General features: G+C 72.9%; 12 protein-coding genes. 4 read left to right on the top strand and 8 right to left on the bottom strand.

Annotated features, from left to right (window positions below):
* From AB0447_RS35730 to rimP, 8 genes are all read right to left on the bottom strand, one after another.
* The coding region (locus tag AB0447_RS35730) for a trypsin-like peptidase domain-containing protein (protein ID WP_366481132.1) at nucleotides 1–1268 on the bottom strand (1268 nt) is incomplete at its 3' end.
* Between the two features lie 321 nt (nucleotides 1269–1589).
* Entirely contained in the window at nucleotides 1590–2498 is a 909-nt protein-coding gene (truB, locus tag AB0447_RS35725; RefSeq protein WP_366481131.1) for a tRNA pseudouridine(55) synthase TruB, read from the bottom strand.
* Nucleotides 2495–2935, bottom strand: a complete 441-nt coding sequence (gene rbfA / locus AB0447_RS35720) for a 30S ribosome-binding factor RbfA (protein WP_351318275.1) — start codon at nucleotides 2933–2935, stop codon at nucleotides 2495–2497. Before rbfA ends, truB begins: the two co-directional genes overlap by 4 nt.
* Nucleotides 2936–2962: 27 nt before the next feature.
* A complete protein-coding gene (locus AB0447_RS35715; protein ID WP_366481130.1) occupies nucleotides 2963–3256 on the bottom strand; it encodes a DUF503 domain-containing protein in 294 nt (97 codons plus the stop codon).
* 163 nt (nucleotides 3257–3419) lie between these two features.
* A complete protein-coding gene (infB, locus tag AB0447_RS35710; protein WP_366481128.1) occupies nucleotides 3420–6527 on the bottom strand; it encodes a translation initiation factor IF-2 in 3108 nt (1035 codons plus the stop codon).
* 147 nt (nucleotides 6528–6674) lie between these two features.
* Nucleotides 6675–6950, bottom strand: a complete 276-nt coding sequence (locus AB0447_RS35705) for a YlxR family protein (protein ID WP_366481127.1) — start codon at nucleotides 6948–6950, stop codon at nucleotides 6675–6677.
* 117 nt (nucleotides 6951–7067) lie between these two features.
* A complete protein-coding gene (gene nusA / locus AB0447_RS35700) occupies nucleotides 7068–8066 on the bottom strand; it encodes a transcription termination factor NusA (protein ID WP_366481126.1) in 999 nt (332 codons plus the stop codon).
* A 2-nt stretch (nucleotides 8067–8068) separates the two neighbouring features.
* Nucleotides 8069–8578, bottom strand: a complete 510-nt coding sequence (gene rimP, locus AB0447_RS35695; protein ID WP_366481125.1) for a ribosome maturation factor RimP — start codon at nucleotides 8576–8578, stop codon at nucleotides 8069–8071.
* A 168-nt stretch (nucleotides 8579–8746) separates the two neighbouring features.
* Between rimP and AB0447_RS35690 the strand changes: the two genes are divergently transcribed.
* The 4 genes from AB0447_RS35690 to AB0447_RS35675 are packed head-to-tail and all read left to right on the top strand — an operon-like array spanning nucleotide 8747 to nucleotide 11944.
* Nucleotides 8747–9364, top strand: coding sequence for a hypothetical protein (locus AB0447_RS35690; protein WP_366481124.1), 618 nt, complete (start codon nucleotides 8747–8749; stop codon nucleotides 9362–9364).
* A complete protein-coding gene (locus AB0447_RS35685; protein ID WP_366481123.1) occupies nucleotides 9361–9831 on the top strand; it encodes a ferritin-like domain-containing protein in 471 nt (156 codons plus the stop codon). The genes AB0447_RS35690 and AB0447_RS35685 overlap by 4 nt, the downstream gene beginning before the upstream one ends.
* Before the next feature lie 16 nt (nucleotides 9832–9847).
* The gene (locus AB0447_RS35680; RefSeq protein WP_366481122.1) at nucleotides 9848–10744 is read left to right on the top strand and encodes an aminoglycoside phosphotransferase family protein; all 897 of its coding nucleotides are present in this window, start codon (nucleotides 9848–9850) and stop codon (nucleotides 10742–10744) included.
* A 57-nt stretch (nucleotides 10745–10801) separates the two neighbouring features.
* Nucleotides 10802–11944, top strand: a complete 1143-nt coding sequence (locus AB0447_RS35675; protein ID WP_366481121.1) for an SPFH domain-containing protein — start codon at nucleotides 10802–10804, stop codon at nucleotides 11942–11944.
* Nucleotides 11945–12288 lie beyond the last annotated feature (344 nt).

The following is a 12288-nucleotide window of genomic DNA, read 5'->3' as shown; positions in this document are numbered from 1 at the left end:
AGCGGACCGGAGGACCGCACAGCCGCACCCCCAGCCCCGCCGGCGTTTGAGGCGCGGGGGTCCGGGGGCAGCGCCCCCGGCAACGGCGCCGCACCAGACGGCCGGGGAGCAGAGGTCGGCACCGGCACGCCCGGCGGCGGCGCCGCGCCCGAGGGGCCGGGCCAACCGGGGCCAGACTGGCCGGGACCGGGCACGCCTGGGCCGGGCTGGCCAGGGGGCTGAGTGGGGCCAGACTGGCCGGGGCCGGGCCAAGCGGGACCGGGCGCGCCGGGGCCGGGCTGGCCGGGGCCGGGCCGATCAGGGCCAGGTCGGACAGGGCCGGCCGTGGTGATGTGGGAGGCCGTGGTCAGGGCGCGGGCGATGGCGTCCGCGAGGGAGGTGTCCTCCGCCGTGAGGTCCGCCCCGCGGAGCCAGATCGTCGGGGACGGGAGGGGGCCGCGCGCCCGGCGTGCGGCGAGGCGGGCGAGTTCCGTGGTGCGGCCGGTGCCCGGGTCACCGATGAGGCCGAGGACCAGCGCCGGGCTCTCGGTGAACGCCGCCAACACCCCGGCGGCGTCCGCGCGTTCGACCGCCCCCTCCGCCTCCGCGAGGGCCGTGCCCAGGGTGGTTCCGGTCAGCTCCAGGACGCCCGCCAGGTTCAGGTCCGGCCCGTAGCCCGGCACGGTCGCCGCATTGCGGGCCAGCAGGGCGGCGAGCGGGCCGCCCGGGTCGGACGCGGCCGCCGCGCGCAGCGGCACCGCGAAACCGCCGGAGCGGTGCTCCGCGTGCAGAGCAGTGCCCAGCACCGCGAGCACCGCCCCGGTGGCCGCGTCCAGCACGGGCCCCCCGCAGGCCTCCCCGCCCAGCCGGATCGCATCCATCCCGTCCGTGCCGAGGGCCAGGTCCAGTGCGGCGCCGAGTCGGTGGCTCCCGGCGGCCGCGGTGTAGGTGACCTCCGCCTCGCCCAGCACCCTGGCCTGCCGCCAGCCGCGCGCGCAGAGCCGTACGTACGCCCCGGCCGGGACCCGCTCCACCGCCGCGACCGGCAGCGGCCGGACCCCTAGCCCGTCCGTCCGTACCAGCGCCAGCCCCGCCGACGCGAGCGGCGTCACCGCCTCCGCCTCGGCCGGCCAGGTCCGATCCCCCGCGCCGTGCAGCACCAACCGACCCAGGCCGTCCACGGCCTCGTGGCTGGTGATCACCGTCCCCCGGTCGTCGGCCACGAAGCCGCTGCCCCGCGGCCGCCCGGCGGGATCGCAGATTCTGACGAGCTCCCCCGTGACCTCCATGCCACGACCGTAGGTCGGTGAAGATCAGCCGGGAAAGCAGACCGGGGGAAAGCGCCCCCTTACGCTCCCTCCATTCACTCCGAGCGCCTGCTCGGACGGGTGAATTACGGGGTCCGGATGGATAGAGAGCTACCCGAGGGGGGTCGTGGAGCGGTGAGCAGCAGTCCGACCGCGGTTGACCGCATCGGACCATTTGCGCTCACCGCTCCACGTCAAAGCGTCGAAGCGTCGAAGCGTCGAAGCGTCTAGAGGGTGTCAGGGCTCCGGAGTGCCGGAGTGCCAAGCACCGCCAGAGCTCCCGACCGGCGACACCGTCAGGCGTCAGACGAAGACCGCCAGGGACTTCGCCTTGCCGCCCTTGGGCTCCACCAGCCCGAGCAGCCGCCCTTCCGGCCCGAAGACGGCGACCGGCTTCCCGGCCTCGTACTCGTCCGGCATCTCCAGCCGCACCCCGTTGCCCAGCAGCGAGGCACGCCGCGCGTCCAGGTCCCAGCGCGGGAAGGCCGCGGCCGCCGCATCGGCGATCGGCATGACGGTCAGCTCCTCCTGGAGCTGGTCCAGGGTGCGGGCCTTGTCCAGCTTGTACGGTCCCACCCGGGTGCGCCGCAGTGCGGTCAGGTGTCCGCCGACGCCGAGGTCGGCGCCCAGGTCGCGGGCGAGTGCGCGGATGTACGTACCGCTGGAGCAGACCACGGAGACGATCAGGTCGACGACCGGCGTGCCGTCGGCCGCTTCGGCCGCGCGCATGTCGTACACCTGGAAGGACGAGATGGTGACCGGGCGGGCCGGGATCTCGAATTCCTCGCCCTCGCGGGCCCGCTTGTAGGACCGCACGCCGTCGATCTTGATGGCGCTGACCTTGGACGGGACCTGCATGATCTCGCCGGACAGCTTGCGGATGCCTTCGTCCACCGCTTCCCGGGTCACCGCGGAGGCGTCCGTGGAGGAGGTGATGTCGCCCTCGGCGTCGTCGGTCAGCGTGTTCTGGCCGAGCCGGATGGTGCCGAGGTATTCCTTCTCGGTCAGCGCGAGGTGACCGAGAAGCTTGGTCGCCTTCTCGACGCCGAGGACGAGGACTCCGGTGGCCATCGGGTCGAGGGTGCCGGCGTGGCCGACCCGCCGGGTGCGGGCGATTCCGCGCATCTTGGCGACCACGTCGTGCGAAGTGAAGCCGGACGGCTTGTCGACGATGACAAGGCCGTCCGGCGTCGGGGTTCCGTGCTTGCTCATTCTGCTGCGTCGTCCTCGTCGGGCTTCTTGTACGGGTCGGCTTCGCCGGCGTACGTGGCGCCCGAGGAGGCCTGCCGCACCTGGGCGTCGGAGGCGCGCGCCTGGTCGAGGAGGTCCTCGATGGTCTTGGCGGTCTCCGGCAGGGCGTCGGCCACGAAGGTCAGGGTGGGCGTGAACTTGATGCCCGCCGCCTGGCCGACCGCCGAGCGCAGGATGCCCTTGGCGCTCTCCAGGCCCTTCGCCGCGGCCTCCCGCTCCTCGTCGTCGCCGTACACCGTGTAGAAGACCGTGGCCTCCCGCAGGTCACCGGTGACCCGGGTGTCGGTGATCGTCACGTGCGTACCGAGGCGCGGGTCCTTGATGCCTCGCTGCAGCTTCTGGGCGACCACCTCCCGGATGAGGTCCGCCAGCTTCTTCGCCCGCGCGTTGTCGGCCACTGGTCCGTCTCCTTCTTCGTCTTGCAATCAGTCTTCATCACCGTGGAGCCGCCGTCGCACCGACAGCAGTTCCACTTCCGGACGTGCCGCGACCAGCCGTTCACAGCGGTCGAGTACGTCCGATACGAACCCCGGGTCCCCGGACACCAGCGCGACCCCTATCCGGGCCCTGCGATGGAGGTCCTGGTCGCCCACCTCGGCCGCGCTCACAGAGAACTTGCGCTGGAGCTCGGCGACGATGGGCCGGACGACGGAGCGTTTCTCCTTCAGCGAATGAACGTCGCCGAGGAGCAGGTCGAAGGACAGAGTCCCCACGTACATGCAGTTCCGGATGTCCCGCCGGTTCGGGTTCGGTGGCCTGCCAGCCAACCGGGTGGCAGGGACACCAGAACCGTACACGGAACGGCCGGGGCCGATCGACGGAAATTCCGCCGACCGGCCCCGGTCACGACATCGTCGTGAGACAGTCGCGAATCGCTGCGCGTCAGACGCGCGGCTTCTCGCGCATCTCGTACGTCGCGATGACGTCGTCGATCTTGATGTCGTTGAAGTTTCCGAGGTTGATACCGCCCTCGAAGCCTTCGCGGATCTCGGTGACGTCGTCCTTGAAGCGGCGCAGACCCGAGATCGTGAGGTTCTCGGCGATGACCTTGCCGTCGCGGAGGAGGCGCGCCTTGGTGTTGCGCTTGACCTCGCCCGACCGGACCAGGACACCGGCGATGTTGCCCAGCTTGGACGAGCGGAAGACCTCGCGGATCTCCGCCGTGCCGAGCTCGACCTCTTCGTACTCCGGCTTGAGGAGACCCTTCAGGGCCGCCTCGATCTCCTCGATGGCCTGGTAGATCACCGAGTAGTACCGGACGTCGACGCCTTCGCGCTCCGCCATCTGCGCGGCACGGCCGGCCGCACGGACGTTGTAGCCGATGACGATGGCGTCGGAGCCCATCGCCAGGTCGATGTCGGACTCGGTGACCGCACCCACACCGCGGTGCAGGACCCGGATGTCGACCTCTTCACCGACGTCGAGCTGGAGCAGCGAGGACTCGAGAGCCTCGACCGCACCGGACGCGTCGCCCTTGATGATGAGGTTGAGTTCCTGGACCAGACCGGCCTTGAGCACCTTGTCGAGGTCCTCGAGGGACACCCGGCGGACGCGCTTGGCGAAGTTGGCGTTGCGCTCGCGCGCCGCCCGCTTCTCGGCGATCTGGCGGGCCGTACGGTCCTCGTCGACGACGAGGAAGTTGTCGCCGGCGCCGGGGACGTTGGTGAGACCCAGGACCAGGACGGGGGTCGACGGACCCGCTTCCTCGACGTTGTTGCCCTTGTCGTCGAGCATCGCGCGGACTCGGCCGTACGCGTCGCCGACCACCATCGTGTCACCGATGCGGAGGGTACCGCGCTGGACCAGGACGGTGGAGACGGCACCGCGACCGCGGTCGAGGTGGGACTCGATCGCAATACCCTGCGCGTCCTGCTCCGGGTTGGCCCGCAGGTCGAGCGAGGCGTCGGCGGTGAGGACCACGGCCTCCAGCAGGGAGTCGATGTGCAGACCCTGCTTGGCGGAGATGTCGACGAACATGGTGTCGCCGCCGTACTCCTCGGCCACCAGGCCGTACTCGGTCAGCTGACCGCGCACCTTCACCGGGTCGGCGCCCTCGACGTCGATCTTGTTGACCGCGACCACGATCGGCACGTTGGCCGCCTTGGCGTGGTTCAGCGCTTCGATCGTCTGCGGCATGACACCGTCGTTGGCCGCCACCACGAGGATCGCGATGTCGGTCGACTTGGCACCACGGGCACGCATGGCGGTGAACGCCTCGTGACCCGGGGTGTCGATGAAGGTGATGCGACGCTCTTCTTCGTTGACCTGGGTGGAGACCTGGTACGCACCGATGTGCTGCGTGATACCGCCGGCCTCGCCCGCTACGACGTTCGTCTTGCGGATGGCGTCCAGCAGTCGGGTCTTACCGTGGTCGACGTGACCCATGACGGTCACGACCGGCGGACGCGCAACGAGGAACTCCTCGCCGCCCTCGTCCTCGCCGAACTCGATGTCGAAGGTCCCGAGCAGCTCGCGGTCCTCCTCCTCCGGGCTGACGATCTGAACTGCGTAGTTCATCTCGCCCGCGAGGAGCTGGAGGGTCTCGTCGGAGACGGACTGCGTGGCAGTGACCATCTCGCCGAGGTTCATCATGACCGCGACCAGCGACGCCGGGTTGGCGTTGATCTTCTCCGCGAAGTCGGTGAGCGATGCACCGCGCGACAGGCGAACGGTCTCGCCGTTGCCGCGGGGCAGCATCACGCCGCCCACGGACGGGGCCTGCATGGCCTCGTACTCCTGGCGACGCTGACGCTTCGACTTGCGGCCACGACGGGCCGGACCGCCGGGACGGCCGAAGGCGCCCTGCGTGCCACCACGGCCTCCGGGACCGCCGGGACGACCACCGAAGCCGGGACGACCGCCGCCGCCACCGCCACCGGGACCGCCGCCGAAGCCGCCGCCGCCACCGGGACGCGGGCCGCCGAAGCCGCCGCCACCGGCCGGACGCGAGCCCGGACCGGCCGGACGGCCGGCGAAGCCGCCGCCGCCACCGGGACGACCTGCGCCACCGCCACCACCGGGACGACCGCCGGGTCCACCGGGACCGCGACCGCCGCCGCCGGGGCCGGGACGCGGGCCGGCAGCGGGACGCTGCGGCATCATGCCCGGGTTCGGACGGTTACCGCCGGGAGCACCACCGGGACGCGGGGCGCCGCCCTGCGGACGGGGCATGCCGGCCGGCGAAGGACGGGGACCGCCCTGGCCGGGACCCTGCGGACGGGGACCACCCTGGCCGGCGCCCTGCGGACGCGGGCCACCCTGGCCGGCGCCGGGGGCACCGGGGCGCGGGGCACCCTGCGGCCGGGGGGCCTGGGGGCGCGCCATGCCGGTGGAGCCACCGGAGGTGAAGGGGTTGTTGCCGGGACGGGGACCGGCCGGACGGGTACCGCCCGGACGCGGAGCCTGGCCGGCGGGACGCGGAGCCTGACCGCCGGGAGCGGCACCCGCGGGGCGGGCACCGGGACGGGCGCCGGACTGGCCGGGGCCGGCCGGACGCTGCTGCGCCGCCGGGCGCGGGCCCGGAGTCGCGGCGGGACGCGCCGGGGCGGCCGGAGCCGACGGGGGCGCCTGGAACTCGGCCGCGACCGGGGCCGGAGCCGCCGGAGCGGGCTTCGGGGCCGGAGCCTTGGGACCGGGACGCGGGCCGGGTGCGGCCGGGGTCACCGGGGCGCCTGCGGCCGGAGCCTCTGCGGCGGCCGGCTTGGGGGCCGGGGCGCCGGGCTTCGGGGCAGCAGGACGTGCCGCGGCGGCCGGGGAGGGCGCAGCGGGCTTGGTGGGCGCGGCCTTGCGGGGCGCGCCGGGCTTCGCAGCGGACTTGCCGGCGCCTGCGCCGGGTCCCTGCAATGCGTCGGTCAGCTTGCGTACAACGGGCGCCTCGATCGTCGAGGACGCCGAACGGACGAATTCACCGAGTTCTTGGAGCTTGGCCATGACGACCTTGCTCTCGACCCCGAACTCCTTGGCGAGTTCGTATACCCGGACCTTAGCCACTTCGCTCCTTTTAGGTCCGGGTTACGCCGGACCGTCGCTACTTCATGGGCGTACTCATCGCGTACTCATCGAGTGCTCATCGCAATCTCGACCTACTTCCAACTCGCGAGGTACCTGATCGCACGGGGTTCCGTGCCGTACTTCTTCTTACGGTGTCGCCTCGATGACCGTCCGCAGCGCGGAGGTGTCGAGAGTTCCCTGGACCCTGAGGGCCCTGGGAAACGCCCGGCGGCGCACCGCCTGGTCGAGGCAGACCACGGCAGGGTGCACGTAGGCACCCCGGCCGGGCAGCGTACCGCGATGGTCGGGTACGCATTCGTCCCCGACCGCCACGACCCGCAGCAGATCGCTCTTGGCCGCTCGCTCCCGGCACCCCAGGCAGGTGCGCTCAGGGCATGCGCGGGCATGCGTCCGGCCAGACACGCTCAGTCTACCTCCCCGTACCGACCTCACCCCTTCAGGCGAAAAATCGAACGGACGTTGTCTCTATATCTCGGTCGTCACCTGTCTACCGGCCCGGAACCCCGGACCGGTACCGGTTTATTCCCCCGACCCCTCGGGCGCACCCTCGGTGTCGGGACGGATGTCGATGCGCCAGCCGGTCAGCCGGGCGGCGAGGCGGGCGTTCTGGCCCTCCTTGCCGATGGCCAGCGACAACTGGTAGTCGGGCACGGTCACCCGGGCGGAGCGGGAGTCCCAGTCGACGACCTCGACCTTGCTCACCCGGGCGGGGGACAGGGCGTTGGCCACCATCTCCGCCGGGTCGTCCGACCAGTCGACGATGTCGATCTTCTCGCCGTGCAGCTCGGCCATCACGTTGCGGACCCGGCCGCCCATCGGGCCGATGCAGGCGCCCTTCGGGTTCAGGCCCGAGCGGGTGGACCGCACGGCGATCTTGGTGCGGTGACCGGCCTCACGGGCGATCGCGGCGATCTCGACGCTGCCGTCGGCGATCTCCGGGACCTCCAGCGCGAAGAGCTTCTTCACGAGGTTGGGGTGGGTGCGCGAGAGGGTCACGGACGGACCGCGGACGCCCTTCGCCACCCGGACGACGTACGTGCGCAGACGCAGGCCGTGGGTGTACTCCTCGCCGGGGACCTGCTCCTGCACGGGCAGGATGGCCTCGAGCTTGCCGATGTCGACGAGGACGTTCTTCGGGTCCTTGCCCTGCTGGACGACGCCGGTGATGACATCGCCCTCGCGGCCGGCGAACTCGCCGAAGGTCAGGTCGTCCTCGGCGTCGCGCAGACGCTGGAGGATCACCTGCTTGGCGGTCGTCGCGGCGATGCGGCCGAAGTCCGACGGCGTGTCGTCGAACTCCTTGGGCTCCTGGCCCTCTTCCAGATCCTTCGGGTCTTCCGTCGCCCACACGACCACGTGACCGTTGGTGCGGTCGAGCACGACGCGGGCACGCCGGAAGCTGCCCTCGGTGCGGTGGTACGCAATGAGGAGGGCCGACTCGATCGCCTCGACCAGCAGGTCGAAGGAGATCTCCTTCTCCCGGACCAGACCCCGCAGGGCACTCATGTCGATGTCCACGGCTACGCCTCCTCTTCTTCCTGATTGCCGCTCTTGTCTTTACGGTTGAACTCGATCTCGACCCGCGCCTTGGCGATGTCGGTGAACGCGATGCGGCGGGCGGTGGCCTTGCGGCCCTTCACGCCCGGGACCTCCAGGTCCAGCCCCTCGTCGTCGACGCCGAGGATCCGGGCGACGAGGTCGCCGCTCTCGGCGAGCTGGAACTTCACGAGGCGGCCGGTGGCACGCACGTAGTGGCGGTGCTCGGTCAGCGGACGGTCGGCACCGGGGGAGCTGACTTCGAGGACGTACTCGTCCTCGCCCATCGCGTCGGTCTCGTCCAAGGTGTCGGAGATCTCGCGGCTCAGCTCGGCACAGGTGTCCAGCTCCACGCCCGCATCGGAATCCACGATGATCCGGAGCATCCGCCGCTTGCCCGCCCGGGACACCTCGATGTCTTCCAGGTCCAGGTCCTTCGCGGCGACCAGCGGCTCCAGCAGTCCGCGCAGCCTGTCGCTCTGGGGGGTGCTCATCCGGGTGACTCCTCGGCCGCGTGTGCTGTTGTGGTTTCCGTCGCGTGGATCGCGTGTCAGGTCAAAGGGTATCCGGTCGCGGAGGGTGTTGCCGTCCGCCCCTTGACGGGCGCCCCGGGTACCGTGATCACTGCCTGTTTCCGCCGCCCCCCGCCCCCGAGGACCGCCGTGCCCTGGACCGCTCCTTCGCGAAGAACCCTGCTCACCGGCACCGCCGGAGTGCTGGGCACCGCCCTGCTCACCGGATGCTCGGAGCCGGAGACCGGCGCGGGATCCCGCCCGAGCCCGGCAGTTCCACTCGATCGGCGGATCCGGGAAGCGGCCGTTCGCGACAGCCGGGCCCTGCTGGAACGGTACGACGCCACCCTCGCGGCCCATCCGGCGCTGGCCGGCCGGCTGGCGCCGCTGCGCGCGGCCGTCGCCGCGCACGCGGCGGCGCTGAGCCCGGACGGTGCGGCCGCCGGGGCCGCCGGACCGAAGGCGTCCGGGGCCGCCGGACCGAAGGCATCCGCAACACCGGCGCCCTCGGAAACACCAGGAGCTCCCGGGACGTCGGGGGCGCCCGCCGCCCAGGGGTCGGTCCCGTCCGTCCCGCCGGTTGCGCCGGTTCCCCCCAAGCCGGCCGACGCGGTGGCCGCGCTGGCCGACGCGGAACGGAGCCTCGCCGAGAACCGCACGGTCGCGCTGGCCGAAGCACCCGGCGAGCTGGCCCGGCTGCTGGCCTCGGTCGCGGCCTGCGGTGCCGTCCACCACCATCTGCTGACCACCCCGGGAGCCACGGCATGACGCCCGAATCCACTACCGGCTCCGACCGGGTCCTGGCCGCCGCCCAGGCCGCCCTCGCCGCCGAACACGCGGCCGTCTACGGGTACGGGGTGATCGGCGCCCGGGCCGCCGCGGCACGCACCGCCGAGGCCCGGGACGCGTACGGCGGACATCTCGCGCGGCGTGACGCGCTCACCCGGACGGTCCGCGGACTCGGCGGCGCGCCGCGCCCGGCCGAGGCGGCGTACCGGCTGCCCTTCGCGGTGCGCACCCCCGCCGAGGCCGAGCGGCTGGCCGCCGGGATCGAGGACCGGGTGGCGGGCGCGTACTCCGATCTGGTGCGGGCGGCGCACGGCCCGCTGCGCCGGGAGGCGGCCGACGCGCTCACCGCGGCGGCCGTCCGGGCGGCACGCTGGCGGGGCGGCGGCGTAGCCTTCCCTGGGCTGACGGAACGAGCGGGACAGGCGCAACCGGCCCAGCACAGCTGAAAGGGACCACGCACGCATGGCTTTCGAACCGCCGGAGCGGCTTGTACGGGCGCTCGGCGAGCAGCCGGACACGGCGCAGCACGAGGACTGGCTGGCCCGGCTCCCCGGTCTCGCCGAGGAGGCGCTGGCCCGGCGCGGGGTGCAGGCCCTGCGGGTGCAGGCACCGGGCGGCCGGAGCAGCCTGGTGGTGCTCGTCCGGTACCCCGACGGCACCCCGGCGGTACTGAAGCTGGCCCCGCCGAGTGCCCTGCCGGACCTGGAACTGGCCGCGCTGGCGCACTGGGGCGGGTTCGGCGCCGTACGCCTGCTCGACACCCGCCACGACGACGGCGCCCTGCTGTTGGAACGCCTGCAGCCGGAGGTGTCGCTGCGCTCCCTGCCGGAGGCGAAGGCCCTGCTGGAGGCGTCCGGGACGATCCGGCGGCTGTGGGTGGCGCCGCCGGCCGGGCACGGGTTCGAGACGGTGGCCGAGCGTACGGAACGCCAGTCGGCCGGGCTGAAGGCGGCGCCCGCGGAGCTGCAGGCGCTGGCCGGCACGGCCCTCGCGGTGCGGGACGAGCTGGCGGCGCTGCCGCCGGAGGAACTGCTGCTGCACGGCAACTTCCGGCAGGGCAAGGTCCTCGCCGGCGAGCGGGCGCCGTGGCTGACGGTCGGCCCGGAGCCGCTGGTCGGCGAGCGGGCCTACGACCTGGCCCGGCTGGTCCGGGACCGGCTGGAGGACCAGGTGGCGTCTTCGGCGGGGCCGGCGGGCGCCCGGCGGCGGGTGAACCGGCTGGCGGACTCGCTGGACGTGGACCGGGACCGGCTGCGCGGCTGGACCCTGTTCCGGGCGGTGGAGTCCGGGCTGCGGGCGCTGGCCGCCGGACGGCACCGGGACTCCGAGCTGCTGCTGGAGTTCGCGGCCTGGCTGTAGGGCATACCGTAGGTACGAAGGTATGCCTGGCAGGGCTCGGGCTCGCAGGGGGCCGTCATGGTCGAAGAACTGCTGACAGCGGGAATCGCCGCGGGCACCGGCATCGCGGTCTACGTGGCCGCCGCGGCCCGGGTGGTGAAGCAGTACGAACGAGGCGTGGTCTTCCGCTTCGGGCGGCTGCGGGAGGGGATCCGCGGGCCCGGATTCACCACGGTGGTGCCGTTCGTGGACCGGCTGCACAAGGTGAACATGCAGATCGTGACGCTGCCGGTGCCGGCCCAGGAGGGCATCACCCGGGACAACGTCACGGTGCGGGTGGACGCGGTCGTGTACTTCAAGGTGGTGGATGCGGCGAACGCGCTCATCGAGGTGGAGGACTACCGCTTCGCGGTCTCCCAGATGGCGCAGACCTCGCTGCGGTCGATCATCGGCAAGTCGGACCTGGACGATCTGCTGTCCAACCGGGAGAAGCTCAACCAGGGGCTGGAGCTGATGATCGACAGCCCGGCGATCGGGTGGGGCGTCCAGATCGACCGGGTGGAGATCAAGGACGTGTCCCTGCCCGAGACGATGAAGCGCTCGATGGCCCGGCAGGCGGAGGCGGACCGGGAGCGGCGGGCGCGCGTGATCAACGCGGATGCGGAGCTTCAGGCCTCGAAGAAGCTGGCTCAGGCGGCGGGGGTGATGGCGGAGCAGCCGGCGGCGCTGCAGTTGCGGCTGCTGCAGACGGTGGTGGCGGTGGCTGCCGAGAAGAACTCCACGCTGGTGCTGCCGTTCCCGGTGGAACTCCTCCGCTTCCTGGAACGCGCAGCCCAGCCCCCGACCCCGGAAACACCCCACCGACTCCCGACCGAGACTCCCCCACCGCGGGAGGACTCCCATGCCTTGGCCGCGGGGCCGGCGGACGCCAATGCTCTGGCTTCGGGCCCGGCGGACGCCGATGCTCTGGCCGCGGGCCCGGCGGACGCCGATGCTCTGGCCCCGGGGGTTGGGGCCGTCTCTGGGCCGGGCCTGGAGGCTGGGTTGGGCCGCGAGGCGGAGTCGCCCCTGGAGGCTGGGCCGGGGCCGGAGACCGGGGCGGACCCGGAGGCTGGGCCGGGGCCGGAGGCTGGGCCGGGGCCGGAGACCGGGTCGGACCCGGAGGCTGGGCCGGGCCAGGAAGAGGGGCCGGCTTCGCAGGGCCGGGCCTCGGCGGCGTAGCGGGGTCGGGGCGCGGGCGGCCGCTGCGCGGGGCTGTTCCCCTACCCGCCCCTTCCCGAAACCGGGGCCTGCGGCCCCGGACCCCGCTCGTGGGGCTGCGCCCCACCCCCGGTGCACGGGCTGCGCCCGGCACCCGTTCCGGACGCTTCGCGCCCGGTGCGCTCAAACGCCGCGCGGGCTGAATTCAGCCCCGCCAGCGTTTGAGGCTCGGGGTCCGAGGCGGAGCCCCGGGTCTTCCCAGCCCCGCCGGCGTTTGAGGCTCGGGGTCCGAGGCGGAGCCCCGGGTCTTCCCAGCCCCGCCGGCGTTTGAGGCTCGGGGTCCGAGGCGGAGCCCCGGGTCTTCC

Source organism: Streptomyces sp. NPDC051211, assembly GCF_040689505.1.
In the GTDB taxonomy this organism is placed as follows: domain Bacteria; phylum Actinomycetota; class Actinomycetes; order Streptomycetales; family Streptomycetaceae; genus Streptomyces.
Note: the sequence above shows the minus strand (reverse complement) of the source record. Positions and strands in the feature narration are given on the sequence as shown.

Excerpts from the sequence above, each read along its gene's own strand:
- AB0447_RS35675 (WP_366481121.1), top strand. The coding sequence starts at position 10,802 with ATGGTCGAAGAACTGCTGACAGCGGGAATCGCCGCGGGCACCGGCATC.
- AB0447_RS35715 (WP_366481130.1), bottom strand. The coding sequence starts at position 3,256 with ATGTACGTGGGGACTCTGTCCTTCGACCTGCTCCTCGGCGACGTTCAT.
- AB0447_RS35685 (WP_366481123.1), top strand. The coding sequence starts at position 9,361 with ATGACGCCCGAATCCACTACCGGCTCCGACCGGGTCCTGGCCGCCGCC.
- AB0447_RS35680 (WP_366481122.1), top strand. The coding sequence starts at position 9,848 with ATGGCTTTCGAACCGCCGGAGCGGCTTGTACGGGCGCTCGGCGAGCAG.
- truB (WP_366481131.1), bottom strand. The coding sequence starts at position 2,498 with ATGAGCAAGCACGGAACCCCGACGCCGGACGGCCTTGTCATCGTCGAC.
- rimP (WP_366481125.1), bottom strand. The coding sequence starts at position 8,578 with ATGAGCACCCCCCAGAGCGACAGGCTGCGCGGACTGCTGGAGCCGCTG.